The 25,134-nt window shown below is 70.1% G+C and carries 26 protein-coding genes, 1 tRNA gene and 3 pseudogenes; 12 read left to right on the forward strand and 18 right to left on the reverse strand.

The window, feature by feature from the left end:
* Positions 1-163: 163 nt before the first annotated feature.
* Positions 164-1,057, reverse strand: a complete 894-nt coding sequence (locus ABTZ94_RS13250) for a helix-turn-helix domain-containing protein (RefSeq protein ID WP_351200527.1) — start codon at positions 1,055-1,057, stop codon at positions 164-166.
* A 231-nt stretch (positions 1,058-1,288) separates the two neighbouring features.
* Here ABTZ94_RS13250 and ABTZ94_RS13255 point away from each other — a divergent pair, with 231 nt between their 5' ends.
* Positions 1,289-3,094, forward strand: coding sequence for a glycoside hydrolase family 35 protein (locus tag ABTZ94_RS13255; RefSeq protein WP_351200529.1), 1,806 nt, complete (start codon positions 1,289-1,291; stop codon positions 3,092-3,094).
* Between the two features lie 42 nt (positions 3,095-3,136).
* On the opposite strand, the gene ABTZ94_RS13260 is transcribed toward ABTZ94_RS13255, so the two are convergent.
* Positions 3,137-3,913 carry a S1 family peptidase gene (locus tag ABTZ94_RS13260; RefSeq protein WP_351200531.1) on the reverse strand — a complete coding sequence of 259 codons (777 nt, stop codon included), beginning with the start codon at positions 3,911-3,913 and terminating at the stop codon, positions 3,137-3,139.
* A 238-nt stretch (positions 3,914-4,151) separates the two neighbouring features.
* On the opposite strand from ABTZ94_RS13260, the gene ABTZ94_RS13265 reads away from it, so the two are divergent.
* Positions 4,152-5,090 carry a hypothetical protein gene (locus ABTZ94_RS13265; RefSeq protein WP_351200533.1) on the forward strand — a complete coding sequence of 313 codons (939 nt, stop codon included), beginning with the start codon at positions 4,152-4,154 and terminating at the stop codon, positions 5,088-5,090.
* A 109-nt stretch (positions 5,091-5,199) separates the two neighbouring features.
* On the opposite strand, the gene ABTZ94_RS13270 is transcribed toward ABTZ94_RS13265, so the two are convergent.
* The gene (locus tag ABTZ94_RS13270) at positions 5,200-6,183 is read right to left on the reverse strand and encodes an SDR family oxidoreductase (RefSeq protein ID WP_351200535.1); all 984 of its coding nucleotides are present in this window, start codon (positions 6,181-6,183) and stop codon (positions 5,200-5,202) included.
* Between the two features lie 85 nt (positions 6,184-6,268).
* Between ABTZ94_RS13270 and ABTZ94_RS13275 the strand changes: the two genes are divergently transcribed.
* Genes ABTZ94_RS13275 through ABTZ94_RS13290 form a run of 4 tightly spaced genes read left to right on the forward strand, consistent with a single transcriptional unit; the run spans position 6,269 to position 9,685 of the window.
* Positions 6,269-7,012, forward strand: a complete 744-nt coding sequence (locus ABTZ94_RS13275) for an enoyl-CoA hydratase family protein (protein ID WP_351200537.1) — start codon at positions 6,269-6,271, stop codon at positions 7,010-7,012.
* Positions 7,009-7,884, forward strand: a complete 876-nt coding sequence (locus tag ABTZ94_RS13280; RefSeq protein WP_351200539.1) for a CoA transferase subunit A — start codon at positions 7,009-7,011, stop codon at positions 7,882-7,884. The genes ABTZ94_RS13275 and ABTZ94_RS13280 overlap by 4 nt, the downstream gene beginning before the upstream one ends.
* Positions 7,881-8,621, forward strand: coding sequence for a CoA-transferase subunit beta (locus ABTZ94_RS13285; RefSeq protein WP_351200541.1), 741 nt, complete (start codon positions 7,881-7,883; stop codon positions 8,619-8,621). The genes ABTZ94_RS13280 and ABTZ94_RS13285 overlap by 4 nt, the downstream gene beginning before the upstream one ends.
* Positions 8,621-9,685 carry an NAD(P)H-dependent flavin oxidoreductase gene (locus tag ABTZ94_RS13290; RefSeq protein ID WP_351200543.1) on the forward strand — a complete coding sequence of 355 codons (1,065 nt, stop codon included), beginning with the start codon at positions 8,621-8,623 and terminating at the stop codon, positions 9,683-9,685. Before ABTZ94_RS13285 ends, ABTZ94_RS13290 begins: the two co-directional genes overlap by 1 nt.
* Before the next feature lie 144 nt (positions 9,686-9,829).
* On the opposite strand, the gene ABTZ94_RS13295 is transcribed toward ABTZ94_RS13290, so the two are convergent.
* The 5 genes from ABTZ94_RS13295 to ABTZ94_RS13315 all read right to left on the reverse strand — a co-directional run bounded on the left by ABTZ94_RS13295 (position 9,830) and on the right by ABTZ94_RS13315 (position 14,812).
* Positions 9,830-11,479 (reverse strand): DEAD/DEAH box helicase, encoded by a 1,650-nt coding sequence (locus ABTZ94_RS13295; RefSeq protein ID WP_351200545.1) that lies wholly within the window; start codon positions 11,477-11,479, stop codon positions 9,830-9,832.
* Between the two features lie 177 nt (positions 11,480-11,656).
* Positions 11,657-11,860, reverse strand: coding sequence for a cold-shock protein (locus ABTZ94_RS13300; RefSeq protein ID WP_003969786.1), 204 nt, complete (start codon positions 11,858-11,860; stop codon positions 11,657-11,659).
* Positions 11,861-12,200: 340 nt separating this feature from the next.
* Entirely contained in the window at positions 12,201-13,358 is a 1,158-nt protein-coding gene (locus ABTZ94_RS13305) for an acetyl-CoA C-acetyltransferase (RefSeq protein ID WP_351200547.1), read from the reverse strand.
* 29 nt (positions 13,359-13,387) lie between these two features.
* Complete coding sequence (locus ABTZ94_RS13310; RefSeq protein WP_351200549.1) at positions 13,388-13,999, reverse strand: TetR/AcrR family transcriptional regulator; 612 nt, start codon at positions 13,997-13,999, stop codon at positions 13,388-13,390.
* Between the two features lie 30 nt (positions 14,000-14,029).
* Positions 14,030-14,812, reverse strand: coding sequence for an SDR family oxidoreductase (locus ABTZ94_RS13315; RefSeq protein WP_351200551.1), 783 nt, complete (start codon positions 14,810-14,812; stop codon positions 14,030-14,032).
* Positions 14,813-14,983: 171 nt separating this feature from the next.
* Between ABTZ94_RS13315 and ABTZ94_RS13320 the strand changes: the two are divergent.
* The 3 genes and pseudogenes from ABTZ94_RS13320 to ABTZ94_RS13330 form a co-directional block, all read left to right on the forward strand.
* Positions 14,984-15,337 (forward strand): annotated as a pseudogene (locus ABTZ94_RS13320) (enoyl-CoA hydratase-related protein); the annotation flags it as partial.
* A complete protein-coding gene (locus ABTZ94_RS13325) occupies positions 15,337-16,482 on the forward strand; it encodes an acyl-CoA dehydrogenase family protein (RefSeq protein WP_351200597.1) in 1,146 nt (381 codons plus the stop codon). The pseudogene ABTZ94_RS13320 and the gene ABTZ94_RS13325, both read left to right, overlap by 1 nt.
* Positions 16,482-17,486, forward strand: coding sequence for an acyl-CoA dehydrogenase family protein (locus ABTZ94_RS13330; protein WP_351200553.1), 1,005 nt, complete (start codon positions 16,482-16,484; stop codon positions 17,484-17,486). Before ABTZ94_RS13325 ends, ABTZ94_RS13330 begins: the two co-directional genes overlap by 1 nt.
* 20 nt (positions 17,487-17,506) lie before the next feature.
* On the opposite strand, the gene ABTZ94_RS13335 is transcribed toward ABTZ94_RS13330, so the two are convergent.
* The 6 genes and pseudogenes from ABTZ94_RS13335 to ABTZ94_RS13360 form a co-directional block, all read right to left on the reverse strand.
* Positions 17,507-18,046, reverse strand: coding sequence for a GNAT family N-acetyltransferase (locus ABTZ94_RS13335; RefSeq protein ID WP_351200555.1), 540 nt, complete (start codon positions 18,044-18,046; stop codon positions 17,507-17,509).
* Positions 18,043-18,425: pseudogene (locus ABTZ94_RS13340) on the reverse strand (hypothetical protein); the annotation flags it as partial. The gene ABTZ94_RS13335 and the pseudogene ABTZ94_RS13340, both read right to left, overlap by 4 nt.
* 270 nt (positions 18,426-18,695) lie before the next feature.
* Entirely contained in the window at positions 18,696-19,649 is a 954-nt protein-coding gene (locus tag ABTZ94_RS13345; RefSeq protein ID WP_351200557.1) for a Rossmann-fold NAD(P)-binding domain-containing protein, read from the reverse strand.
* 53 nt (positions 19,650-19,702) lie between these two features.
* A complete protein-coding gene (locus ABTZ94_RS13350) occupies positions 19,703-19,975 on the reverse strand; it encodes a hypothetical protein (protein ID WP_351200559.1) in 273 nt (90 codons plus the stop codon).
* A gap of 157 nt (positions 19,976-20,132) precedes the next feature.
* Complete coding sequence (locus tag ABTZ94_RS13355; RefSeq protein WP_351200560.1) at positions 20,133-20,525, reverse strand: ATP-binding protein; 393 nt, start codon at positions 20,523-20,525, stop codon at positions 20,133-20,135.
* Between the two features lie 8 nt (positions 20,526-20,533).
* Positions 20,534-20,932, reverse strand: coding sequence for a hypothetical protein (locus tag ABTZ94_RS13360; RefSeq protein WP_351200599.1), 399 nt, complete (start codon positions 20,930-20,932; stop codon positions 20,534-20,536).
* Between the two features lie 237 nt (positions 20,933-21,169).
* Here ABTZ94_RS13360 and ABTZ94_RS13365 point away from each other — a divergent pair.
* From ABTZ94_RS13365 to ABTZ94_RS13375, 3 genes and pseudogenes are all read left to right on the forward strand, one after another.
* A pseudogene (locus ABTZ94_RS13365) lies at positions 21,170-21,541 on the forward strand (hypothetical protein); the annotation flags it as partial.
* A gap of 69 nt (positions 21,542-21,610) precedes the next feature.
* Entirely contained in the window at positions 21,611-22,228 is a 618-nt protein-coding gene (locus ABTZ94_RS13370; RefSeq protein WP_502967235.1) for a YdcF family protein, read from the forward strand.
* Positions 22,170-22,955, forward strand: coding sequence for a WbqC family protein (locus ABTZ94_RS13375; RefSeq protein ID WP_351200564.1), 786 nt, complete (start codon positions 22,170-22,172; stop codon positions 22,953-22,955). Before ABTZ94_RS13370 ends, ABTZ94_RS13375 begins: the two co-directional genes overlap by 59 nt.
* A gap of 149 nt (positions 22,956-23,104) precedes the next feature.
* On the opposite strand, the gene ABTZ94_RS13380 is transcribed toward ABTZ94_RS13375, so the two are convergent.
* The 4 genes from ABTZ94_RS13380 to ABTZ94_RS13395 all read right to left on the reverse strand — a co-directional run bounded on the left by ABTZ94_RS13380 (position 23,105) and on the right by ABTZ94_RS13395 (position 25,027).
* Positions 23,105-23,174, reverse strand: a tRNA-OTHER gene (locus ABTZ94_RS13380).
* A complete protein-coding gene (locus tag ABTZ94_RS13385) occupies positions 23,155-23,655 on the reverse strand; it encodes a pyridoxamine 5'-phosphate oxidase family protein (RefSeq protein ID WP_351200566.1) in 501 nt (166 codons plus the stop codon). The genes ABTZ94_RS13380 and ABTZ94_RS13385 overlap by 20 nt, the downstream gene beginning before the upstream one ends.
* 68 nt (positions 23,656-23,723) lie before the next feature.
* On the reverse strand, positions 23,724-24,287 hold the full coding sequence (locus ABTZ94_RS13390) for a HutD/Ves family protein (RefSeq protein ID WP_351200568.1): 564 nt from the start codon (positions 24,285-24,287) through the stop codon (positions 23,724-23,726).
* On the reverse strand, positions 24,284-25,027 hold the full coding sequence (locus ABTZ94_RS13395; RefSeq protein WP_351200570.1) for a vWA domain-containing protein: 744 nt from the start codon (positions 25,025-25,027) through the stop codon (positions 24,284-24,286). Before ABTZ94_RS13395 ends, ABTZ94_RS13390 begins: the two co-directional genes overlap by 4 nt.
* Positions 25,028-25,134: the final 107 nt, after the last annotated feature.

Genomic DNA, 25,134 nt, shown 5'->3' on the forward strand with positions numbered 1-25,134 from the left:
GAGGATTGAGGCAGATGGGGTCTCCCCTGCTCGAGCGCAGCCGAGAGCTTGGGGAAGGAGCCATGGTGATTGACGACAACGCGGCAGATGTGCGTACCCAGCCCCGCGACGCCGCCCCCCATCTGCCGGTCGGTCTTAGACCGCCCCCGTGTGCCGGCCGGTCTCAGACGGCCGGGCCCAGAGGGCTGATCGTCGGTGGGTGTTCCGGGTCCGGGACCTGGTCGCTCCAGCCGCCCGGGACGCTGCGGCCCTGCTGTTCGCGGAACCTGACCGGGGCGGTGCCGACCCGGCGGGCGAAGAGGCGGGAGAAGTACGCCGGGTCGTCGTACCCGACGCGTCGGGCGACCGCGGCGACCGGCAGGTCGGTGGCGGCGAGGAGCTCCTTGGCGCGGCCGAGCCGGATACCGAGGAGGTAGTCCTTCGGGCTGCAGCCGGCGCCCCGCCGTACCGCCGTGCGCAGTTCGGCGGGTGTCATTCCGTGCCGGGCCGCGTGTTCGGCGACGGAGAGCGGCTGGAAGGCGTCGCGGGCGAGGGACTGCAGGACGGGGTCACCGTCCGGGCTGACATCGGCGCGGGCCCGGCGCAGGGCGACGAGGAGTTCATGGACGGCGGCGCCGGTCTCGACCTCCAGCAGCGGGTTGCCGCGCCGTGCCGCCCGTACCATCCGCCCCACCGCCGCGCGGGCGGCCGCCGTGTCGGCGAGCGGGACGAGCGGGCGGTCGGGCTCGATGTAGCCGAGCTCGGTGTACGTGGTGGTGGCGGGGCCTGTGAAGTCGACGAAGCTCTCGTCCCAGCCGGTGCCCGGATCGGCGCCGTAGTGGTGCGGGGTGCCGGGGGTCAGCCAGATCAGGCTGGGTGCGACGACGGGCACCCGGCGGCCGTCGGAGCCGATGAACCAGCCGCTGCCGGAGTTGATGACGACGGCCACGTGGTGGTCCAGGGTGCGCGGGCCGACCGTCGGCAGGGCGCCGTGCTGCAGCCCCACGCCCAGGCAGACGAGGCCCAGCCGGTGGTGGAGCGGGCTGGGAGTGAAGAAGCGCATCCAGGTGTGGTACATCGGCCTTTCTTCCTCCCCCATTCTTTCTTTGCGTTGGTCCGAACATTTCGCGTCCGAACAATTGTGTCCAAACAGCAGTGATCTTTGTCCATGGACCGGCCGCACGCCAGGGGGCGAAGGTTGGTTGCAACATTCCTCCCGGGGGTTCGCCCGCTCCGTGGTGCGTGCCGTCCGTGCGCCTCGGGGCCGCGCGGCCCCGGGGGACCGCACGCACAGGAGAGTACGAGCACGATGGCTGACTTCACCGTGGGGGACGACCACTTCCGGCTCGACGGGAAGCCCGTACGGCTGCTGTCGGGGGCTCTGCATTACTTCCGGGTCCACGAGGCGCAGTGGGACCACCGGCTGTCGATGCTGCGTGCCATGGGTCTCAACTGTGTCGAGACGTATGTGCCGTGGAATCTCCATGAGCCGCGGCCCGGCCGCTTCCGGGACGTGGCGGCGCTGGGCCGGTTCCTGGACGCGGCGCAGCGGGCCGGGCTGTGGGCGATCGTCCGCCCGGGACCGTATATCTGTGCCGAGTGGGAGAACGGCGGTCTGCCGGCCTGGGTGACGGGGCGGTTCGGGCGACGGGTGCGGACCCGTGACGAGGAGTACCTGGGTGCCGTGGAGCGATGGTTCACGGCGCTGCTGCCGCAGGTGGTGCAGCGGCAGATCGGACGCGGCGGCCCAGTCATCATGGTCCAGGCGGAGAACGAGTACGGGAGCTACGGCACCGATCGGGTCTATCTGCAGCGGGTGGCCGGGATGCTGCGGGAGCGCGGGGTGACCGTGCCGCTGTTCACCTCCGACGGTCCGGAGGACCACATGCTCACCGGCGGCTCGGTGCCGGGGCTGCTCGCCACGGCGAACTTCGGGTCGGGTGCGCGGGAGGCGTTCGAGGTGCTGCGCCGCCATCAGCCGAAGGGGCCGCTGATGTGCATGGAGTTCTGGTGCGGGTGGTTCGAGCACTGGGGTGCCGAGCCGGTCGTACGGGATCCGGCGCAGGCCGCCGATGCTCTGCGGGAGATCCTGGAGTGCGGGGCCTCGGTGAACATTTATATGGCACACGGGGGGACGAACTTCGCCGGGTGGGCGGGTGCCAACCGGTCGGGTCCGCTGCAGGACCAGGATTTTCTGCCGACGGTGACGTCGTACGACTACGACGCGCCGATCGATGAGTACGGCCGCCCCACGGAGAAGTTCTGGCAGTTCCGCAAGGTGCTCGCCGAGTACGCGGACGGGCCGCTTCCAAAGCTCCCGTCCGAGCCTGCCGGTCTGGCCGCGCCGGTACGGGCGGAGCTGACGGACTGGGCTTCGCTGACCGCCGTGCTGGAGGCACTGGGCGACGAGGAATCGGTGCCCTCAGGCGTTCCGCCGACCTTCGAGGAACTGGGTGTCGACCGGGGCGTGGTCCGCTATCGGGTCGGTGTTCCGGGTCCTCGTCGTCCGTACACCCTGGGTGTGGCGGGGCTCCGGGACCGGGCCGTGGTGTACGTGGACGGTGTCCGGGAGGGTGTGCTGAGCGACGAGAACGGCACTCTGGACGAGCCGGTGGCCGGGCCTGCGGAGGTCGAGCTGTGGGTGGAGTCGCTGGGCCGCGTCAACTACGGGCCGCGGCTCGGTGAGCCCAAGGGGATCACGGGCGGGGTGCTGCACGAGCGTCAGTTCCTGCACGGTGTACGGGCACGGGCGCTGCGGCTGGAAGCGTTCGAGGAGCCGGACGCGGTGGCCGAGGTGGCCTTCGGGAGCGCCGAGGGGGCCGGGCGCACCGGGCTGTTCCGGGGGACGTTCGAGGTCGCGGGGGTGGACGGCACCGGGCATGCGGGGATCGAACTGCTGGGCTGGACACGCGGGTTCGTGTGGGTGAACGGCTTCTGCCTGGGGCGCTACTGGTCGGCGGGTCCGCAGCGGACGCTGTACGTACCGGGGCCGGTGCTGCGGGAGGGCGTCAACGAGGTGTGGGTGCTGGAGCTGGAGGGTGCGGGCGCACCGTATGCGGAGCTGGGCCCGGGGGTGCCCGTCCGGACAGGCACCCCCGGGGATGTTCAGGTGTGAATCAGACACCGGCCGTTGCAGTGGCCGGAGTCGGGGCCTGGGTCAGAGCGTGGCCGCCGCGGAGGCGATGTTGGCGGCGAACGTCGAGACCTCGCTGTACACACCCGGGTAGCCGGGCCGGGCGCAGCCCTGGCCCCAGCTGACGATGCCCACCTGGATCCAGGCGCCGGCGTTGTCCTTGCGGAACATGGGGCCGCCGGAGTCGCCCTGGCAGGTGTCCACGCCACCCGTGTCGATCAGCCCGGCGCAGATCTCCTCGCCGGGGACGAGGTCGCTGCCGTACGCACTCTGGCAGTCGGCGTCGGAGACGAACGGCACGGTGGCCTTCAGCAGATACCGCTGCTGGCCTCCGCCCTCGGTGGCGGCGCCCCAGCCGGCAATGGTGAAGGTGCCGTTGTTGTACGTGGTGTTGGTGGCGATCTTCAGAGTCGGCAGGTCGATGGGCTTGGCAAGCTTGATCAGCGCCCAGTCCTTGCCCTGGCCCGTGTAGCCGGGGGCCTGCAGGACCTTGGTGGACTTGACCTTGACCGCGCTGGAGGACTGGAGGTCGACGACGCCCGCGGTGGCGGTGATGGAGGTGTTGTTGCCCGAACCGTTCACACAGTGCGCGGCGGTGAGGACGATGTCCTTGGCGTAGAGAGCGCCGCCACAGCCCATGGACAGCCGGACCATGAACGGGAATTCACCCTGGGCGGCGCGGGTTCCACCGACGACCGGGTTGGGGGCCGCGGACGCTCCGGCGGGCTGGAGGCTGACGGCTGCGAGGACCACGGCGGCTATGACGGAGCATCTCTTCACGGCGCGCAGAAGCTGCTTCAACGGACTGCCTTCCTTCGTGGGGGGTTCTTGTGGGGGGTGGTACGCGGAGGTGCGTGCCCTCGCTCGGGGTCCTGGCCATGGGCAGCGAAGCCCGATTGGTCATGCCCCCGACAAAGGCATGATTCGGATTATCGGAAAACAATCACGGCCCCCACAAGGTTCACTTTTCGGCCAAGATCACTCACGCCGCTGCGGCTACAGTGGAAGCCGGTCGAGCGTCGCGGATGGGGGCGGGAACGTGACGGACAGCAGCCGGGACAACAGCCAGGACCACGGCCGGGGCCGCGGAAGTCCGGTCGTCCACGGCTTCCCTCATCTCGACACCGTCCGGTCGGCGATCACGGCGCTGTACCGGAGGCTGTCGTACGACGGTGTCCGCGGTTACGCCACGAGTCTCGCCCCCGCCGATGCCGCCTTCTCCGACCAGGACGACCTGCACCTCGGCGCCCAGCGGGTGGCGCGGGCCATGGTCCAGCAGCTGCACCTGCCGGACGCCCGCATGGTCATCGGATTCCGGACGATGGAGCACGCCGCCAGTGTCGAACTCGCCGCGGGACCCGAGTACTTCATCGAACTCAACGACCGCTTCCGCACCCATCGCAGGGACATCGGCGCCGCGCTCTCGCACGAGGTCATGCATGTGCTGCTGCACCGCCTCGGCCTGGAATTCCCCGGCACGCGCGACAACGAGATCCTCACGGACACCGCGACGACGTACCTGGGCGCGGGCTGGCTGCTGCTGGACGCCTTCCGCGAGGACGCCGTCTCCAGCCAGAAGCTCGGCTATCTCACCCCGGAGGAGTTCGGATACGTCCTCGCCAAGCGGGCGTTCGCCTTCGACGAGGACCCCTCCCCGTGGTTCACGAGTCCGCAGGCGTACACGGCGTACACGAAGGGGCGCACCCAGGCCCTTCATGACTCCCGGCAGCCGCCCCTCGCGGCGGCCGGCTGGGCGGGCCGTCACCGCTACGCCAAGGACCGGCGGTATGCCGCGGACCATCCGGGTGCGGAGGCGGCCCCGGGCTCCGACGCCCCGTACGCCTTCGACAATGGCCCGCAAGGACTCCGGGTCTCCTTCGCCTGCCCCACCTGCCACCAGCGCATCCGCGTCCCGGTGCGCGGCCGGGTACGGGCCCGGTGCGGGCTGTGCCGCACCGTCCTGGACTGCAGCACCTGAGACGGGCGCGTCGGTCAGAAAGCGTCCGGCAGAAAGCATCCGGCAGGGATCGTCGCTCGCCGCCGACGCGCGGTGGGGCGGGCGGACCGGGCACACCGGCACCGCTCCGCTACCTCGCCCCGTACACCGACTGTGCCGGCTCCGCCTCCGACAGCAGCCTCCTCGCCGCCTCCCCCGCCTCCGCAGGCGCCCACCGCGCCCCCCGGTCCGCGGTTGGGCCGGGGCGCCAGCCCTCCATGACCGTGATCCGGCCGGCCTCCGCCTCGAAGACCCGCCCGCTCACCCCGTCGCTCGCGGCCGAGCCGAGCCACACCACCAGCGGGGACACGTTCTCGGGGGCCATCGCGTCGAACTCCCCCTCCCCCGGTGCCGCCATCGTCTCCGCGAACGTCCGCTCGGTCATCCGGGTCCGTGCCGCCGGGGCGATCGCGTTGACCTGGACCCCGTACCGCCCCATCTCCGCGGCCGCGACGAGCGTCAGGCCCACGATGCCCGCCTTCGCGGCGGAGTAATTGCCCTGTCCGACGCTCCCGAGCAGCCCCGCACCGGAGCTCGTGCTGATCACCCGGGCCACCGGCGTGCGCCCCGCCTTCGCCTCGGCCCGCCAGTGTGCGGCCGCATGCTTCAGTGGCAGGAAGTGGCCCTTCAGATGGACCCGCATCACCGCGTCCCAGTCGTCCTCATCCAGATTCACCAGCATCCGGTCGCGCAGGAATCCGGCGTTGTTGACGAGTGTGTCCAGCCGTCCGAAGGTCTCCAGCGCGGCAGTGACCAGCGACGCCGCCCCCTCCGTCGTGGCGATGTCACCCCCGTGGGCGACCGCCTCGCCGCCCGCCGCCACGATCTCGTCGACCACCTGCCGGGCCGGACCGGCCGAGCCCCCGTCGCCGTCCGGGCCGACACCGAGATCGTTGACCACGACCTTCGCGCCCTCGGCGGCGAAGGCGAGCGCGTGGGCGCGGCCGAGTCCGCGCCCGGCACCCGTCACGATCACGACGCGCCCGTCGCACAGCCCCCCGACGCTCCCTCCGTCGTTGCCCCCGACACCTCCCCCTTCGCTTCCCCTGTCCCGTCCGTCACTGCTTGCGGTCATCACACATCTCCTTGTTGGCGATGCGGGGGCAGGCTGCTACCTTCCCACCTAACAAATGTTTGGTGGAAAGGTAGCTGATTCGCCCATGGGTGTCTCCACCGCAAGTCCGGCCGAGGGCATCTCGCTCGTCACGGTCGACTACCCGCCCGTCAACGCGCTGCCCGTACAGGGCTGGTACGACCTCGCCGACGCCCTCCGCGCCGCGGGCCGTGATCCCGAGGTCCGCTGTGTCGTGCTGGCCGCCGCCGGGCGTGGATTCAACGCGGGCGTCGACATCAAGGAGATGCAGCGCGACACCGGACACGACGCCTTGATCGGCGCCAACCGCGGCTGCTACGAGGCGTTTTCCGCCGTGTACGAGTGCGAGGTCCCGGTCGTCGCCGCGGTGAACGGCTTCTGCCTCGGCGGCGGCATCGGCCTCGTCGGCAACGCGGACGTGATCGTGGCGAGCGACGACGCGACATTCGGCCTGCCCGAGCTGGACCGGGGCGCGCTCGGCGCCGCCACCCATCTCGCCCGGCTCGTGCCGCAGCACCTGATGCGCGCGCTGTACTACACCTCGCGCACCGTGACGGCCGCCGAGCTGCACGCCCACGGTTCGGTCCGGAAGGTCGTCCCGCGCGCCGAACTCCAGGGCGCGGCACTGGAACTGGCGGGCGAGATCGCCCGTAAGGACGGGTATCTGATCCGGCTCGCCAAGGCCGCCATCAACGGCATCGACCCGGTGGACGTCCGCCGCAGCTACCGCTTCGAGCAGGGCTTCACTTTCGAGGCCAACCTCAGCGGAGCCGCCGACCGCGTCCGTAACACCTTCGGCAAGGAGGCATGACGGTGACCGACAAGACCATGACGGCCGACGAGGTCGTCTCCCGGCTCAGCAGCGGCATGACGATCGGCATCGGCGGCTGGGGCTCGCGCCGCAAGCCGATGGCGCTGGTCCGGGCGCTGCTCCGTTCCCCGGTCACCGATCTCACCGTGGTCGCGTACGGCGGCCCCGACGTCGGCCTGCTCGCCGCCGCCGGCAAGATCCGCAAGCTGGTCGCGGCCTTCGCCACACTCGACTCGATCCCGCTCGAACCCCACTTCAGGGCGGCCCGCCAGCGCGGCGCGTTCGAACTGATGGAGGTCGACGAGGCCATGTTCATGTGGGGGCTGCACGCCGCCGCGAACCGGCTGCCGTTCCTCCCCGTCCGCGCCGGTATCGGGTCGGACGTGATGCGGGTCAACCCGGGCCTGCGCACGGTCACTTCGCCGTACGCGGACGGCGAGGAGTTCGTCGCGATGCCCGCCCTGCGGATGGACGCGGCACTGGTCCACATGAACCGCGCCGACCGGTTCGGCAACGGCCAGTACCTCGGCCCCGACCCGTACTTCGACGACCTGTTCTGCGAGGCCGCCGACACCGCGTACGTCTCCTGCGAACGCCTCGTCAAAACCGCCGAGTTGACCGAGAAGGCCGCCCCGCAGACCCTCCTCGTCAAGCGGCACTCCGTCACCGGCGTCGTCGAGACCCCGAACGGCGCGCACTTCACCTCCTGCGTCCCCGACCACCCGCGCGACGAGGCGTTCCAGAAGGCCTACGCCACCGCGGCCGCCGCCCCCGACACCTGGGCGGCCTTCAGCGACCGCTTCCTGCCCGCGCAAGGCGACGAGAAGAGCTACCAGTTGGCCGTCCGGACCTGGCACGAGGAGCAGAAGTGAGCAACCGGACCGTGTCCCGGGCCGAGTACTGCGTCATCGCCTGCGCCGATGCCTGGCGCGACAACGGGGAGGTGCTCGCCAGCCCGATGGGGCTCATCCCGTCCATCGGCGCCCGGCTCGCCAAGCGCACCTTCTCACCCGATCTGCTGCTCACCGACGGCGAGGCGCTGATCGTCGGCCCGGACGGCACGACGGAGGGCTGGCTGCCGTACCGCCAGCACCTCACCATGGTCACGGGCGGCAGGCGTCACGTGATGATGGGGGCGAGCCAGATCGACCGGTTCGGCAACCAGAACATCTCCTGCATCGGCGACTGGGAACAGCCCGCCCGCCAGCTCCTGGGCGTACGCGGCGCCCCGGTCAACACCCTGAACAACCCTGTCAGTTACTGGGTTCCCAAGCACTCCACCCGGGTCTTCGTCGAGCGCGTCGACATGATCTGCGGGGTCGGTTACGACAGCGCCGCAGCGGCCGGTCCGTCGGCGACCCGCTACCACCGCCTCCCACGCATCGTCACCGATCTCGGCGTCCTCGACTTCGCCACCCCGGACCGTTCGATGCGCCTCGCCTCGCTGCACCCCGGCGTCACCGCCGACGAGGTCCGCGAGGCCACCGGCTTCGCTCTCACGATCGCGGACGACGTCCCGCACACCCGGGAGCCGACCGCCGAGGAGCTGGGCCTGATCCGCGAGGTCATCGACCCGAAGGGCACCCGGAACCGCGAGGTCAGGATCTGATGCGGACCGCGCTCACGGACCTCGTCGGCGTCCGCCATCCCATCGTCCAGACCGGCATGGGCTGGGTCGCGGGCCCCCGCCTGGTCTCCGCCACGGCCCGCGCCGGCGCGCTCGGCATCCTGGCCTCCGCGACGATGACCACGGAGCAGCTGCGGGCAGCGGTACGGGAGGTCAAGTCCCGTACGGACGAACCGTTCGGCGTCAATCTGCGCGCCGACGCCGGGGATGCGCGCGAGCGGGTACGGATCATCGTCGACGAGGGCGTGAAGGTGGCGTCCTTCGCGCTGGCCCCTTCGAAGGAGCTCATCTCCGAGCTGAAGGACGCGGGTGTGGTCGTGATCCCGTCGATAGGTGCCCGGCGCCATGCCGAGAAGGTCGCGGCGTGGGGCGCGGACGCGGTGATCGTGCAGGGCGGCGAGGGCGGCGGCCACACCGGTGATGTGGCAACCACCGTGCTGCTGCCCCAGGTTGTCGACGCGGTGGACATCCCGGTGATCGCGGCAGGAGGCTTCCACGACGGCCGGGGCCTGGTCGCCGCGCTGGCGTACGGGGCGGCGGGCATCGCGATGGGTACGCGGTTCCTGCTGACGTCGGACTCGACCGTGCCGGACGCGGTGAAGGCCCGCTATCTGGCGGCGGGCGTCAAGGACGTCACGGTCACCACGGCGGTGGACGGGCTCCCGCACCGGATGCTGCGTACGGAGATGGTCGCCGCGCTGGAGAACGCGGGCCGGGTCCGGGCGTTGGCCCAGGCGGTGCGCAGAGCGGCGGGATTCAAGCGGATCTCCGGGATCGGCTGGTCCCGGATGGTGCGCGACGGTCTCGTGATGAAACACGGCAAGGACCTGTCCTGGAGCCAGGTCCTGCTGGCAGCCAACACCCCGATGCTTCTGAAGGCGTCCATGGTCGACGGCCGCACGGATCTGGGCGTGATGGCATCGGGCCAGGTGGCGGGCCTGATCGAGGACCTGCCCAGCTGTGCGGAGCTGGTGGAGCGGGTAATGGAGGAGGCCTGCGCGGCGCTGGGCACGGTGTCGCGCGCCTTGAGCCCTTCCGGCCAATGAGGAGCAGAGTGCGGGGCCATTCGAGCCCGGACCCGTCCGGTTGACGTCCTGTCCTCGACCGCCGCACGGGCTTGCCGTTGCCGGCCGGTCCCAAGGAGGGAGCGGTGACCGGACGAATCCGGTCACCGCACATCATCCGTACCGCTACGCGGCCCTGCGGCCACGCCCCGCCGCTGCGCCACCACGTCCGGCACCCGAACCGGAACGCCCGGCCCCGGCACCGCGCGCCTCGCCGTTGCCACGGCCGGCACCGGAACCGGCGCCACGGGCGGAGGAACCCGCCGTACCCCGGCCTTCACCGCCGCCGCCCTGCCCGGCGCCACCGCGTCGGCCCCGGCCGCGGCTGCCCGAGCGGAAGCCCTGGCCACCGGCCGCGGCCCCGCCGGACCGCGTGCGCGGCTTCGGCGGCGTAGGCTGCGGGACCTCGATGACGATCGCGATGCCGGACGGCTCACGGGCCCCGGTGATCCGGGTGAGTTCCTCGTCGCTGGACTTGATCCGGGTGGTCCGCGGAGCGATGCCCGCATCGGCCATCAGCCGGGTCATCTCCCGCTTCTCCTCGGGCAGCACCAGGGTGACGACGCTGCCGGACTCCCCGGCACGCGCCGTGCGCCCGCCGCGGTGGAGGTAGTCCTTGTGGTCGGTCGGCGGGTCCACGTTCACGACCAGGTCAAGGTCGTCGACATGGATGCCGCGCGCCGCCACATTCGTCGCGACGAGCGCGGTGACCTGGCCGTTCTTGAACTGGTCCAGCGTCCGGTTGCGCTGCGGCTGCGAACGCCCGCCGTGCAGGGCGGCGGCCCGTACACCGCTGGCCAGCAGCCGCTTGGCGAAGCGGTCGGCGGCACGCTTGGTGTCCACGAACATGATCACCCGGCCGTCGCGAGCGGCGATCCTGGTGGCGACGGCCTTCTTGTCGGTCTCGTCGGCCACGTGCAGCACATGGTGCTCCATGGTGGTGACCGCGCCCGCGGACGGGTCGACCGAGTGCACGACGGGGTCGGTCAGGAACATCTTGACCAGCCGGTCGATGTTCTTGTCGAGCGTCGCGGAGAAGAGCATTCGCTGACCGTCCGGCTCGACCTGCTTGAGCAGGGCGACGACCTGCGGCATGAAGCCCATGTCGGCCATCTGGTCGGCCTCGTCGAGGACGGTGATGGCGACCTGGTCGAGACGGCAGTCACCGCGCTCGATGAGGTCCTTCAGCCGTCCGGGTGTGGCGACGAGCACCTCGGCGCCGCGGCGCAGCGTGCCGGACTGCTTGCTGATCGACATGCCGCCGACGACGGTGGCCAGTCGCAGGTTCACGGACGTCGCGTACGGCGTCAGCGCGTCGGTGACCTGCTGGGCGAGTTCACGGGTCGGGACGAGGACCAGTGCGAGCGGGGCGCGCGGCTCGGCGCGCCGTCCGCCGGTGCGGGCCAGCAGCGCGAGGCCGAAGGCGAGGGTCTTGCCGGAGCCGGTGCGGCCGCGGCCGAGGATGTCCCGGCCGGCGAGCGAGTTCGGCAGCGTGGCGCCCTGGATCGGGAACGGATCGGTGACGCCCTGCGCGGCAAGGGTCTTCAGCAGGGCTGCGGGCATGTCCAGCTCGGCGAACGCCTCGACGGCGGGCAGTGCGGGGGTCATGGTTTCGGGCAGGGCGAATTCGCCCTGCGGCGGCGTGGCCCTGCGACGGGGCGACGCCTTGCCGGATCCCTTGCCGGAACCCTTAGCGGTTGCCTTCGCCGGGGCCGTTCCGCGCCCCCTCGACGGGCGGTTGCGGGCGGGGCGGTCCTGGCGTTCGGAGCGGGTCATACGGAATTGCCCTCCTGGGGGATTCCTGAGGATTCCTAGGGATTCCTGGGAACTGCGTGGGACTTGCTGGGGAGCGCTGCGGGACGGCGCGCTTCTTCGCCGAGTCCCGGGGACAGCACAAGCCGGGACCCGCACCTTCACGGTGCGGGCCCCGGCTGCGAGGTACGCGTCCGGCGATTAGGCCGGGACGATGTTCTCCGCCTGCGGGCCCTTCTGGCCCTGCGTGACGTCGAAGGAGACCTTCTGGCCCTCCTGGAGCTCACGGAAGCCCGAGGTGGCGATGTTGGAGTAGTGGGCGAAGACGTCGGCGCCGCCGCCGTCCTGCTCGATGAAGCCGAAGCCCTTTTCCGAGTTGAACCACTTCACGGTTCCAGTAGCCATGTCATTCTCCTAAAAGAGGTGCAGTGCCGGAAATCCGCACTTTACGAATTCCAAGTCGCCGCATTGAGCCCCATCCGGAGAAAGCCGGAAAACAATAATGCGCCTGAGGAAGCATTCCCGTCAGGCGCACATAAAGTTCATGGGTACCAAAACTGCAACTCGGCAACCGTAGCACGTTCTGTCGGCCGGCGGGGGAACACGCCACGCCGCCGGCCGGCGGATTTCTTGCCCGGCCCTTGGGGCAACTGCCCCGGAGCGAGCTCAGAACTCTGCCGAAACTTCTCTCGGAGCCCTGCCGGAGCGGTTCGGTGACCTGGGTAGGGGCCGGGCGGGGCGAGAGTCAGAGCCGTTCGATGATCGTCACGTTCGCCTGACCACCACCCTCGCACATGGTCTGCAGCCCGTAGCGGCCGCCGGTGCGCTCCAACTCGTGCAGCAGCGTCGTCATCAATTTTGTACCGGTTGCGCCGAGCGGGTGCCCCAGGGCGATCGCACCGCCGTTGACGTTGACCTTGTCGGGGTCTGCTCCTGTCTCCTTCAGCCAGGCCAGGACGACCGGGGCGAATGCCTCGTTGATCTCGACCAGGTCCATGTCGTCGATGGTCATTCCGGCCTTTTTGAGCGCATACGCCGTGGCCGGGATCGGCGCCGAAAGCATGCGGATGGGGTCCTCGCCGCGCACCGACAGGTGGTGGATGCGGGCGCGCGGGGTGAGACCGTGCTCGGCCACGGCGCGCTCGGAGGCGATGAGCATGGCTGCGGCCCCGTCGGAGACCTGCGAGGAACAGGCGGCGGTGATTGTGCCGCCGTCCAGGACCGGCTCGAGGCCCGCCATCTTCTCCAGGGTGGTGTCGCGGCGCGGCCCCTCGTCGGTGGTGACGTCACCGTAGGCGACGGTCTCTCGCGCGAAGCGGCCCTCGTCGATGGCGCGGATCGCACGCCGGTGGGAGCGCAGGGCGAACTCCTCCATGTCCGTGCGGCTGATGCCCCACTTCTCGGCGATCAGCTGGGCGCCGTGGAACTGGTTGACCGGTGCGTCGCCGTACCGGGCGCGCCAGCCCTCGCTGCCGGCGAACGGGCCTCCCGTCAGGCCGAGGGGCTCGGCGGCCCGACGGGAGGCGAAGGCGATCGGGATCTGCGTCATGTTCTGGGTGCCGCCCGCGACGACGAGGTCCTGGGTGCCGGACAGGACGCCCTGGGCGGCGAAGTGCACGGCCTGCTGGGAGGAGCCGCACTGGCGGTCGACAGTGACGCCGGGGACCTCCTCGGGCAGTCCGGCCGCCAGCCAGCAGGTGCGGGCGATGTCACCGGCCTGCGGTCCGACGGTGTCGAGGCAGCCGAAGACCACGTCCTCGACGGCCGCCGGGTCGATTCCGGTCCGCTCGACGAGGGCCTTGATGACATGGGCGCCGAGGTCGGCGGGGTGGACCGAGCCGAGTCCTCCCTTGCGCCGGCCGACCGGAGTGCGTACCGCTTCGACGATGTATGCCTCGGCCATGACTTCTGCTCCTCGGTGCTCGGGTGGGGTCAGGTCTCCAGGGCGATGCCGTCCAGAACCATCGAGAGGTACTGGCGGGCGATCTCCTCGGGGCTGTGCTGTCCGCCCGGCCGGTACCAGGACGCCGCGACCCAGACGGTGTCGCGGACGAAGCGGTAGGTGAGGCGGATGTCGAGGTCGGCGCGGAAGGTCTTGTCGGCGACGCCGTGTTCCAGCGTGCCGAGCCAGGCCTTCTCGAACTTCTGCTGGGAGTCGACGAGGTACTGGAAGCGCGGCTGGGTGGCCAGGTGCTTGGACTCCTTCTGGTAGATGGCGACGGCGGCGCGGTGCCGGTCGATCTCCCGGAAGGACTCGGTGACGAGAGCCTCGATGGTCTCCCGGGGTCCGAGTCCGGCGGCGAGCACCGCGTCGTACCCCTCCCAGAGTTCGGTGAGGAAGGTCGAGAGGATCTCGTCGATCATCGATTCCTTGGAATCGAAGTGGTAATAGAGGCTGCCCGCGAGCATCCCGGCAGCGTCCGCGATATTACGGACGGTGGTGGCGTTGTATCCCTGCGCGGCGAACACCTCGGCGGCGGTGGCGAGCAGTTCACGGCGACGCTCGGGTGAGGGGGTCACCTGGGGCTTCTTCTTGGTAGGCACCCGCCCATTCTCCGCCCGGCCGTCCTCCCGTCAGGCATGCCGGTTGCTGACGGAAACGACCTCGCCCGTCATGTACGAGGAGTAGCCGCTGGCGAGGAAGACGATGACGTTGGCGATCTCCCACGGCTCGGCATAGCGGCCGAATGCCTCCTTCTCGGTCAGTTCGTCGAGGAGTTCGGCGGAGGTGACCTTCACCAGGTGCGGGTGCATGGCGAGGCTGGGTGCGACGGCGTTGACGCGTACGCCGTACTCGGCGGCCTCGATCGCGGCGCACCGGGTGAGCGCCATGACGCCCGCCTTGGCGGCGGCGTAGTGGGCCTGGCCGCTCTGGGCTCGCCAGCCGACGACGGAGGCGTTGTTGACGACGATGCCGCCGCGGCCCGCCGCCTTGAGCGAGCGCAGGGCGGCGCGGGTGCAGCGGAAGGTGCCGTTCAGGGTGACATCGAGGACCTTGGTCCACTGTTCATCGGTCATCTCGGTGAGTTCGGCGGTGCCGCCGAGCCCGGCGTTGTTGACGACGATGTCGAGGCCGCCGTTGGCCTGTTCGGCGAGTGCGAAGAGTGCCTGGACCTGGGTCTCGTCGGTGACGTCGCAGGGCAGTGACGCGACGTGGTCCGCGCCGAACTCCTCGGCGAACGCCCGCTCGGTCTCCTTCAGACGGCGGGCGTGTGCGTCGCCGATGACGATGCGGGCGCCCTCCTCAAGGAATTTACGGGCGGTGGCGCCGCCGATTCCGGCGCCCGCGGCTGCGGTGACGACGGCGCTGCGGCCGGCCAGCAGACCGTGTCCGGGTACGTACTGCGGTGCGCTCACGCCCGCACCTCCTCGGTCTCGGCCCGCGGATCCTCGACGGTGCTCATGCTCGTACGTTAACCTACCAAACACTTGTTAGGGAAGGATGAGCCGATGCCCGCTGCCCACGGCACACCTGCCGGTGACCTCCGGTCCGATCCCGTGCTGTACGAGCGCCGGGGCCCGGTCGCGTACGTGACGCCCCCCTGGGTGATGCCGCCCCGGATCGCGAAGGAGTTCCTGTTCGCCGGCGACCGGGCGAGCGCCCGCCGGGCGTACGAGACCGGCATGGTGAACAAGGTGGTGGAGCGCGGCGAACTCGCCGAACACACCCGTGAATTGGCGTTGCGGATCGCCGGAATGCCGCGTCCGGGGCTGGCCCTCACCAAGCGTGCGGTCAACCAGGCCGAGGACCTTCAGCGGCTGCATACCGGCAGGGACTCGGCCTTCGGGCTGCACCACCTCGCCCATGCGCACAACGCGGAGACGGCGGCGGACCCGCTCGGCGGCATGGACATCGCCTCGGTGAAGAAGGCGGGTGCGTGATGGATCTGTCATACACGGCCGAGGAGGAGGCGTTCCGGGCCGAGGCGCGGCAGTGGCTGCGGGCCAACGTACCCGCCGAGCCGCTGCCGTCCCTGGAGACCGCCGAGGGCTTCGCCGCGCACCGGGAGTGGGAGGCACGGCTGCACGCGGACCGCTGGTCGGTCGTCTCCTGGCCGGCCAAGTACGGCGGCCGGGGCGCCGACATCTTCCGGTGGCTGATGTTCGAGGAGGAGTACTACGCGGCGGGCGGCCCCGGCCGGGTCTCGCAGAACGGCATCAGCCTTCTCGCCCCGACCCTCTTCGACCACGCCACGGACGAGCAGCGGGCTCGGGTACTGCCGTCGATGGCGAGCGGCGAGGTGATCTGGGCGCAGGCCTGGTCCGAGCCGGAGTCGGGCTCGGACCTGGCGTCGCTGCGCTCGCGAGCGGTGCGCACGGACGGCGGCTGGCTGCTCTCGGGGCAGAAGACCTGGTCCTCGCGGGCCGCGTTCGCGGACCGGGCGTTCGGCATCTTCCGTACGGATCCCGAGACCGCGAAGCCGCACCACGGGCTGACGTATCTGATGTTCGACCTGTCGGCACCGGGCGTGTCGGTCCGGCCGATCGGACGGCTCGACGGCAAGCCCGCCTTCGCCGAGCTGTTCCTGGACGAGGTGTTCGTACCGGACGAGGACGTCATCGGGGAGCCCGGACAGGGCTGGCGTATCGCCATGTCGACAACGGGCAACGAGCGTGGACTGACGCTCCGCTCCCCCGGCCGCTTCCTGGCCGCCGCGGACCGGCTGGCCGAGCTGTGGCGCACCCACGGCGACCCTTCCGACACGGCGCTGCGGGACCGGGTGGCGGACGCGGTGATCGGGGCGCGTGCGTATCAGCTCTTCACCTGCACCAACGCCTCACGCTTCGCGGCCGGGACGGACATCGGCGCGGAGTCCAGCCTGAACAAGGTGTTCTGGTCCGAGTACGACATCGCTCTGCACGAGACGGCGCTCGATCTGCTGGGCCCGGACGGCGAACTCGCCGACGGGGAATGGACCGAGGGGTACGTCTTCTCCCTCGCGGGCCCCATCTACGCCGGTACGAACGAGATCCAGCGCGACATCATCGCCGAGCGGCTGCTCGGCCTGCCGAAGGGACGGCGCTGATGCGTTTCCTCCTCGACGACGAGCAGCGGGAGTTCGCCCGCTCGCTGGACGCGATGCTGACCGCCTCGGACACCCCCGCGGTGGTACGCGCCTGGGCCGCCGGTGACCACCGGCCGGGCAGGGATCTGTGGGCGCGGCTGGCACAGGCGGGGGTGTTCGCCCTGGCGATACCGGAGACGTACGAGGGCGTCGGACCGCTTCCGGTCGAACTCGCGGTCGCCTTCAACGAGTTGGGGCGACATGCGGCGCCGGGGCCGGTGGTGGAGACGGTCGCGGCCGCAGTGCTGCTGGCGGACGTGGGCGGTGCGGCGGCCAAGGAGTGGCTGCCGCGACTGGCGTCCGGCGCGGCATCGGCGACGCTCCGGATGGACGGGTACGGGCCGTATGCGCTGGACGCGGATGCCGTGGACGCCGTGTTCACGGTGACCTGCGACGAGCTGCGGCTCGCGCCCGGGCCCGGCGCGCTCAGTGTGTCGTCCGACCCGGCCCGACGGCTGTGGCGCCCCGGGCCGGGCGGAGAGCTGCTCGCATCCGGGCCCCGGGTGGCGCAGGCCTCGGCGCGAGCCGCTCGGTGGGCAGCGTTCGCCACGGCCGCGCAGGCGCTCGGCACGGGCGAGGCGCTGCTGCGGGCCACGGTCGCGTATGTGAAGCAGCGCACCCAGTTCGGTACGTCGATCGGCTCCTTCCAAGCGGTCAAGCACCGGCTCGCGGACACGCTGATCGGGCTGGAGTTCGCCCGCCCGCTGCTGTACGGGGCGGCACTCGCGCTCGCCGGGGAGGCGTCGGACGCAGGTGCTCAGGTGGCGGCGGCCAAGGTGACGGCGGGCGAGGCCGGGTACGCGGCGGCGCGGACGGCACTGCAGTTGCACGGTGCGGTGGGGTACACGCAGGAGCTGGACCTGTCGCTGTGGCTGCGCAAGGCCCGGCCGCTGCGGGACGCGTGGGGGACGCCGGGGGCTTGCCGGGCGCGGGTGCTGGCAGGAACAAGCCCGCTCGGCGCCTGAGGAGTGGGATCTGGTTCGGGTCAGCGGATGGCGCGGATCATCACGGTGAGGAGGGGGGAGGCCGGTGACGGCTGGCTCTGGCCGATGTCCTCGTACCCCCACGACTCGTAGAGCGCGTGAACCTTTCCGTCGCCAGCGGCCGGGTTGACCATGAGCGTGACGTACAGCTCGTCGCGTGGGGAGAGGAGGGCGTCGTGGATGCGGCGGGCGGTGCCGGTCTTGCGCCAGGCCGGGCGGACGCCGATCTCCTTCAGGGCCACGGCCGGATGCTCGGTGTACTTCTCCGCCGGGGCCGGGCTGGTGCGCTGCCAGTAGCGGTCGCCGTGCTCGATGGTGTTGCCGTACGCGTAGCCAACCGGATGCCCGTCCGCGTATGCGAGGACGGCGGTGAACCCCGGCTCGATGCCGTGCCGGTCCAGGCGCTCGCCGAACGCGGTGACCGCGTAGTTCGGCAGGTGGAGCAGCGGGGCACGCACGTCGGCGTACACGTCGAGGAGATCGCCGCGGGCGGTGTCGAGGGTGGTGAACGTGCGCAGTTCGGTGGTGGGCGCCGTGGTCATGCGGCCATCCTCCAGGTAGTGGTGTGTTCGGTCCAGGTCTGGACGGTGGTGCTGCCGGGCGCGGTGGCACGCAGTGCGGCCCCGAACTCTTGGAGCATGCGCGACACGCGGGCGTGGCGGGTGGCGGCGTCTGCGGGGACCTTCATCGCGGTGGCCATGGCGGCGTCGGCGGCGCCCTGTGCGAGCAGGGTGTGTGCGAGACGGGTCGTGGTGATGGCCCGAGACCTGACCATGTGAGGCCGGAGAAAGGACAGACAGCGGTGGGCGTGGTACTCGGCGGTCGGGTAGTCGCCGAGCGACAAGTACGCGTAGAGGGGCCAAGGAGTCCAGCCTCGGCCTGGTCGTAGAAGGCAAGCAGCCACACCGGCCGGTGCTCGGCAACACAACATCACCTTCGTCGACCGCGAGAGCGCCCGGCGCGCCATCGCCGAACGCCTCGGCCCCGCCCTGATCGAGGCCGAGGCCGATGGCCGGCTCACCGGCTGGTGGTTCATGAACAAGCAGCCCTGGCCGCTGCGGTACCTCGCTGAGGAGCCCTTACCGGTCATTGAGCCGCGTTCGTGATCTCTTCTTTCGAGGGTGGAGTCATGGCGGCCAGTATCAGCGTGTCGGCAATGTCCGCGGAATAGCGCATCTGCCGATGTTCCTGTCATGGACAAGTCGCGGTAGAACGGCTGGAGGTCGCGGAGGTGTCGCATGTCAGGCATAGCCTCGGCCGCCCTTGGCGGGCTGCTAGGGCGGCCGGTGAGAAGGGGACGTTCAGGCCAGCGCCGCCGCGATGCGCTCCCGAAGCCGTGGGTCGCCGATCTCGTCGACCCTGCGCCAGTCGGCACCGGACACCTCCTCGGTCTGGAGGGCGCCAATGTCCGCCGTGGTGTGAAAGACGTAGCGGAAGTCGAAGTGTTGGAGTGAAGCCCTGGGAGAGAGCCTGTGTGCGGCGGACGGGGTCGACGTCGAAAACGGTGACCTGGACGCCCTTGGCGTGCAGGAGCCGGGCGATGGAGGAACCGAGTTTCCCGAAACCGATCACCAGGGCGGGCCGCCCGTGGAGGATGTCGCCCCGGCCGCGCATGACGGCCTCGGTGGAGAAGACGACGGACTGGCCTACGAGGTAGTCCTCGGGGTCCTTGAGCGGGGAGCGGGCCACCGAGACGACGGGGCAGGGCAGCTTGTCGAGGTCCTGGTAGCGACGGTGGCCGTTCTGGGTGTCCTCGACGATGCCGGCCAGGCGACCGGTGAAGCGACTGTGCACCTCGGCGATCGTAGGGGCGAAATAGCCGCCGACGTCCAGGAGGCAGACCGGCTCCCCGGCGGCGCGGGATTCGAAGTAGTTCAGGGCGGTGTCCGGCTCCTTGAACAGGTCCCGGCTGAGAGTGTCGACCGGCAGAGTCTGCTCGACCTCGTGCCGGGCGGCGGGGTGGATGGACTTGGGCTTGGGCAGCACTGCCGCAAGCCGGGTCATCGCGGCGACGGCCCGGACAAACGCGGGGCGCTCGGCCAGCAGGTGCGTGATCAGGAAGGACGTGCTCGGCTCGGCCGGAGCGAACTGGGCGGCGATCCGGGTGAAGTAGGCGTCCAGCCGTGCACGTTCGAAGGTTTCCATGGCGGTTCCCTCTCTTCGTTCGATCCAGGACAGGCCGTGCGGGGTTCGGCGGTTCAGCTGGTGCGGGTCTGCCCGAAGAGCAGACGCTCGGCATCCAGGTCAGTGTCCAGGTAGGCGTCGACACGATCGACGTCGACGGTCTGGGGCAGCGGGTCCAGGCCGAGCAGGAGAACCGCGCCCACGTTGCGGGCTGCCAGCCTGGTCCAGACAGGGCGGGCTGGCAGCCGCAGTCGGCGAGGCGCTCCGGGAAATCCGAGCAGCGCCTGACCGCCCACGAGGTGAAGGCAGCGGCCGAGGTCGGGGATGAGGTCGGTAGGTTTTCCCATCCCGCCGAGAAGGTCGGCCAGCCGCCGCATGCGTGTCTCGGTGGTGGCCTGGTCGACGAGGCAGGGGAGTGCGCGAGCAGCACGTACGCGATCTCCCCACCGCCTGGGGAGGTGCCGGGCCAGGTCCAGACGGCCAGCGATGCCGGGGCGGCTGCGGTCAGCATTGCGTGGTCTTGAAGCATGACCAGATGACCTTCCCGAACGGGACACGCTCCTCGACACCCCAACCGTCAGAGAGGACGTCTACCAGCATCAGCCCACGCCCCAAAGCGTCGGTTCCCGTCGGCGTCCGGGCGTGCGGTCGCTCCTCGCGGCTGTCGTGAACCTCCAGCCGTACGGCCCCGTCCTCGACGGCGATCCGCACCAGGAAGCCGTGGCCGTGCCTGGTCCCGTGCAGCAGCGCATTCGTCGCCAACTCCGAAACGCACAGCCGTACGTTCTCCAGGTGCTCCTGGTGCCCCCAAGCAGTCAGGGTGGCGGTGGCGAATTCCCGCGCCTGTCTCACCGATGCGCGTCGCGCATCGAAGAACTGCTCCTTCGACGTACTCATTGCGGTCCTCACGACTCCGCGCCCAGTACCTGAACGGATCCCGACGCGACCCGGCGGCCGGCGGAGCGCGTGCTGAGGTCGCGCCGGACCATCAGCAGTCGGGCGCCGGCCCCCTCGATCCGCTGCCCACGCTCGGCCGCCATGCCCTGCGGCCCCAGATGTGAGCGGGACGGAACGACCACGCCATACACATCCGGCAGGGCCAGCACATCCAGCAGCCCGGTGAAGGCGGCCGTGTTGTTGCCGCCGTCGGCGAAGACACCGCACAACTGCAGTTCATGCCCGCGGCAGTACTCGGCGAGCGATGCGATCAGTGCCGCCTGCCGGGCGACCGGCACCCGAACCAGCCGCAGGAATCCGTACACAACCGGTCCGCTGACTGGGCGTTGCTCCGTAAGCGGCTCCATGTCCATGACCGTCCAGAATCTCGGCAACTTGGTGACGTTCCGAGCATGGCCGACCTGCAACTCCAGCGGAATCAGCGTCTGTTCCACTTCCGTCCTACTTCCGTCCCGCCACCCCCGTATGCCGTGCTTCGATGACGGACGGAAGGGAGTGACGCGTGGCGACCGTGCACCACTGGACCGGCCTGGAGGCAAGGGCCCTGCGGCTCGCCCTGCGTCTGGGCGTGCGCGCCTTTTAACCACGACTACGCGACTCGCGTCATGCAGGCCGCGACCCGTGACTTCGAAGACCTCACCGAACCCGACGACTGGTCCGTCGCCCACCAGAAACTCGCCCTCGCCCGCCGAGGCGCCGGCGACCTCACGCAGGCCCTGCAGTACATCGACATCGCCCGTACCAGCGGCACCACCGACTCCCCGATGCAACGCGTACGCCTGGACACCGCCCACGGCCACATCCTGCTCACCGACACAGCGACCCGCGATGATGGAATCCTCGTCCTCGACCAGACCGCCAGGACAGCCGCGCAGTACGGACTCGTCCACCAACTGCGCAGCATCGAGAACATCAAGGCCATGAGCGAGGGGCCCGTGCGGCCCCACCAGCGGTGACCAGGGAGACAACGCGTGAGCGACCACCAGCGGAAGACCATCACCGAACAGCAGTGGCACCAGGCCAAGATGATCTGGGACCACCACCAGATGCACCACACCCCGCGCCCCGTCGACGTCGCCATCGGGCTGGGCAGCCACGACCTCGGCGTCGCCACCGCGACTGCCGAGCTCTATCAGGCCGGCCTGTTCCCGACCCTGGTGTTCACCGGCGGAAACAGCCCCACCACCCGCGTCCGCTTTCCCCGCGGCGAAGCCGTCCACTACCGCGAGCACGCCATCAACCTCGGCGTACCCGAGTCCGCGATCCTCCTCGAACCGAACGCAGCCAACACCGGCCAGAACATCACCCTGTCCCGCCAGGTCCTCGCCGACGCCGGCCTCACCCCCGCCACCGTCCTGCTCGTCTCCAAGCCCTACATGGAGCGCCGCTCCTACGCCACCGCCCGCAAGCTGTGGCCGGAGGTCGAGATCGTCTGTGCCTCGGAGCCCTTGGAATTCGACGACTACCTCAAGAGCATCGGCGACGAGAAGCTCGTCGTCGACATGCTCGTCGGCGACCTCCAGCGGGTGATCGAATACCCCAAGCTCGGCTTCGCCATCGAGCAGGATGTCCCGGAGGACGTACATGCTGCGTACACGGCCCTCATCCGCGACGGCTTCACCAGCCGCCTCATCACGCCCTGACGGCGTCGGCGGGCTGGTCGCCATCCACCAGCCCAACTTCCTTCCGCGCCTCACCACCTTGGCCAAGCTGTACGCGGCGGACTGCCGGATAGTCCTCGACGACGTCCAGTTCGCCCGCCGCGACTACCAGCACCGGGCCCGCCTCGCGGCACTCGGCGATCCGGACCGGCGCAGATGGCTGACCGTTCCTACCCACCTGCCCGCAGGCCGCCCCACCCTCATCAGGGACGCAGTGATCACCGATCCCTGCCTGGCCCGTCGCCGCGCGGAGGGGATCGTGCGGGAGCAGTACCGGCCCAGCCCTTACTGGCCTCTCCTCGCCCAGGCACTCGAACCGGTCTGGGACGCCTTCTCCACCGGCCGCACCTCTGTCGTCGCGGAGACCTCCACCCGCGTATTCCTGGACTTGCTCGGTTGGTCGGGAAGGACCCTCAAGAGCAGCCGACTGCCTGCCTGTACGGGACGATCTGGGCGCCTCGCCGACCTCACCGCCGTGGTCGGAGGCGATGCCTACCTCTGTGGCACCGGCGGCATGACGTATCTCAAGGAAGCACCCTTCATCGAGCGTGGACTCGCCGTCATTCCGTTCCGTCCACCCGCCGAGGGAACCTGGGTGGGTGGACGCCACACCAGTGCTCTGTGGGCCCTGGCCGCACTCGGGCCGGACGCTGTAGCCGCCGAACTCCGAACGGTCGCCAACCGCCACTGCCTCACCGCTGCCCACTGATCCTCGCTGAGCACGCGAAGGCAGAGCAGAAATCCTGCGTCAGGGTCCCGAGACTGAGTTGAAGTCCGTCGATGTGTGCTGTCTGTGCCGCAAGCCGGGAGCCCTCCCGCCCTTACGGGCGGAGGGGCTCCTGACCTGCTGCTTTGCTGTGCCCCCGGCAGGATCCGAACCTGCGACACCCGCTTTAGGAGAGCGGGGGTCAGGTCTCGTACGGGGCGCTGTAGTCCGCGGCGCGGTGGATCGTGCGCAACGGCTTCCCTGGCCGCCACACCTGTACCACCAGCTCCTCGGACTCCAGGGTCGTGCGGACCACCTCCTGGAGTTCCGCGCGGAAGAGGTGGAACGGCTCCGGCGGCTTCACCTCCTCGATGAAGCGGGCCAGGATCCCGGGGTCGGTGACCTCCACCGCGCGGCCGGATACCCGGACGTCGCCGTCGGCCATCTCGGCGTCCGGTCCCGGATTGGCCTGCACCGCGAACCGGGGATCGCGCAGCAGGTCCAGCGCCTTGCGCGAGTTCGGCATCATGCCGAGCCACAGCTCACCGAAGCGGAAATTCACTTCCAGGCCGGTCACACGCGGCGACCCGTCCTTGCGGAGGGTCGCCAGGACATGGTGTTTGTACTGCTCGAAACGGGCCTGAACGGCGTCGGCGAAGGCCGGCTGTGCCGACTGGAACTCTTCCCAGGAACTCGATGTCATCGGGCCATGAAACCTTGGAATCCCGACATCTTCTGTCCGGATTTCCTGGCTCGCGCCTGCTCATCCACTCATCTGCTGGACAGGGTGACCACCAGCGCCCACCCCTGCGTCCGCAGCACCCCCGGCGATTCGCCCTGCACCAACAACGCGTCGTAGCAGTCGAGTTCGATTCCCTGGCCGTCGAGCACCGCACCGTCCTCCAGCGCGACGGCCAGGACCGCACCGCCCCGAGGCACCGACAGCCGGACGGTGCCGCGTACCACCGCGGCCTCCGCGCTCGTACGCTCCCTGCGGTACATCACATTGACGTTCACGACCGGGCCGCCGAGCAGCCGGCCCTCCGTCTCCAGGTCACCGGGGAAGTCGTGCGGCCAGTACGGCTCGTCGACGATGTGGTGCTCGCCGCCCACCATGAGGTCCATCCCGACGCCCTCGACCACGGTCAGTGTGCGGTCGACCCCGGGGAACGAGGAGAAAGGCCCGTCCCGGGACACATCGGCGAGGCTGACCCGCCAGTCGAAGTCGTCCAGCGCCCCGCCCTCGGGGGACGCCGCGATCTCCCGGGTGACTCCCCCGCCGTTCTTCCAGGGCGTGGCCGTGCGGTCGGTCGCCCTCAGTACCCGGACGGTCATCCGACGATTCCCTGGGCCCTGGCCGCGGCCAGCCACTGCGGGAATTCGGCGAGCAGCCGGTCGTACAGTTCGGCGTCCGGGACCTTGCGCGGGTCGAGTCCGGCGTGGAAGAAGCCGGCGTTGTCGATGGGGCGCTTGGCGGGTACGGCCAGTTCGTCGAGCTTGTGCAGGAAGTCGAACTGCGTACTGCGCTTGTTGCCGAAGCCGATGAACTGCCAGAACAGCGGCAGCTTGGCCGCCTTGCAGAGATAGCGTTCCGCCGCGTGCTTGCTGATCGGGCCGCCGTCCGTCTGGAAGACGACGAGCGCGGGGGCGGTCGAGCCGCTGTCGATGTAGTGGTCGATGACGGCGTCCATGGCCACGTGGTAGCTGGTCTTCCCCATGTGTCCGAGGCCCGCCACGATCGCGTCGACCCGGCCACGGTGGTTGTCCAGGTCTATGTCGGTGACGGCGTCGACGTCGGTGGAGAAGAAGAGGACGGGCACCCGGCCGTCGTCGTCCAGATGCGCCGAAAGCCCCAGCACCCGGTCGGCCAGGGCCTGGACACTGCCGTCCTTGTAGTACTCCCTCATGGAGCCGGAGTAGTCGAGCACCAGGTAGACCGCGGCTCGCACGCCGCCCATGCCGTGCTTCGTCAGCGAGACCGAGGCGCTCTTGTAGAGGCTGACCAGCGCGGGTGCGGTCTCCTCGATCTTGCGGAGACTGATGGCCGGACCTGTTGCGGCGGACGAGCCGGCCATGCGGATTCTCCGATCCTCGACATGTCAGACCCTGAGCGTAAGGCACCCGGATATGCCCGGGGCGGCAGTGTTCGCTATCTTGATCGCCGCCGTCCCCACCGGCCGCT

Source organism: Streptomyces sp. NPDC002785 (assembly GCF_040295565.1).
GTDB lineage: Bacteria > Actinomycetota > Actinomycetes > Streptomycetales > Streptomycetaceae > Streptomyces.

Coding starts and splice junctions, on each gene's coding strand:
- ABTZ94_RS13390 (WP_351200568.1), bottom strand. CDS start 24,287: ATGACCGTCCGGGTACTGAGGGCGACCGACCGCACGGCCACGCCCTGG.
- ABTZ94_RS13370 (WP_502967235.1), top strand. CDS start 21,611: ATGATCTGGGACCACCACCAGATGCACCACACCCCGCGCCCCGTCGAC.
- ABTZ94_RS13280 (WP_351200539.1), top strand. CDS start 7,009: ATGACGGTGACCGACAAGACCATGACGGCCGACGAGGTCGTCTCCCGG.
- ABTZ94_RS13335 (WP_351200555.1), bottom strand. CDS start 18,046: ATGACCACGGCGCCCACCACCGAACTGCGCACGTTCACCACCCTCGAC.
- ABTZ94_RS13250 (WP_351200527.1), bottom strand. CDS start 1,057: ATGTACCACACCTGGATGCGCTTCTTCACTCCCAGCCCGCTCCACCAC.
- ABTZ94_RS13295 (WP_351200545.1), bottom strand. CDS start 11,479: ATGACCCGCTCCGAACGCCAGGACCGCCCCGCCCGCAACCGCCCGTCG.
- ABTZ94_RS13385 (WP_351200566.1), bottom strand. CDS start 23,655: ATGACATCGAGTTCCTGGGAAGAGTTCCAGTCGGCACAGCCGGCCTTC.
- ABTZ94_RS13395 (WP_351200570.1), bottom strand. CDS start 25,027: ATGGCCGGCTCGTCCGCCGCAACAGGTCCGGCCATCAGTCTCCGCAAG.
- ABTZ94_RS13275 (WP_351200537.1), top strand. CDS start 6,269: ATGGGTGTCTCCACCGCAAGTCCGGCCGAGGGCATCTCGCTCGTCACG.
- ABTZ94_RS13305 (WP_351200547.1), bottom strand. CDS start 13,358: ATGGCCGAGGCATACATCGTCGAAGCGGTACGCACTCCGGTCGGCCGG.
- ABTZ94_RS13375 (WP_351200564.1), top strand. CDS start 22,170: ATGCTGCGTACACGGCCCTCATCCGCGACGGCTTCACCAGCCGCCTCA.
- ABTZ94_RS13360 (WP_351200599.1), bottom strand. CDS start 20,932: ATGGAGCCGCTTACGGAGCAACGCCCAGTCAGCGGACCGGTTGTGTAC.
- ABTZ94_RS13350 (WP_351200559.1), bottom strand. CDS start 19,975: ATGGGAAAACCTACCGACCTCATCCCCGACCTCGGCCGCTGCCTTCAC.
- ABTZ94_RS13345 (WP_351200557.1), bottom strand. CDS start 19,649: ATGGAAACCTTCGAACGTGCACGGCTGGACGCCTACTTCACCCGGATC.
- ABTZ94_RS13255 (WP_351200529.1), top strand. CDS start 1,289: ATGGCTGACTTCACCGTGGGGGACGACCACTTCCGGCTCGACGGGAAG.
- ABTZ94_RS13355 (WP_351200560.1), bottom strand. CDS start 20,525: ATGAGTACGTCGAAGGAGCAGTTCTTCGATGCGCGACGCGCATCGGTG.
- ABTZ94_RS13325 (WP_351200597.1), top strand. CDS start 15,337: ATGGATCTGTCATACACGGCCGAGGAGGAGGCGTTCCGGGCCGAGGCG.
- ABTZ94_RS13300 (WP_003969786.1), bottom strand. CDS start 11,860: ATGGCTACTGGAACCGTGAAGTGGTTCAACTCGGAAAAGGGCTTCGGC.
- ABTZ94_RS13290 (WP_351200543.1), top strand. CDS start 8,621: ATGCGGACCGCGCTCACGGACCTCGTCGGCGTCCGCCATCCCATCGTC.
- ABTZ94_RS13270 (WP_351200535.1), bottom strand. CDS start 6,183: ATGACCGCAAGCAGTGACGGACGGGACAGGGGAAGCGAAGGGGGAGGT.
- ABTZ94_RS13330 (WP_351200553.1), top strand. CDS start 16,482: ATGCGTTTCCTCCTCGACGACGAGCAGCGGGAGTTCGCCCGCTCGCTG.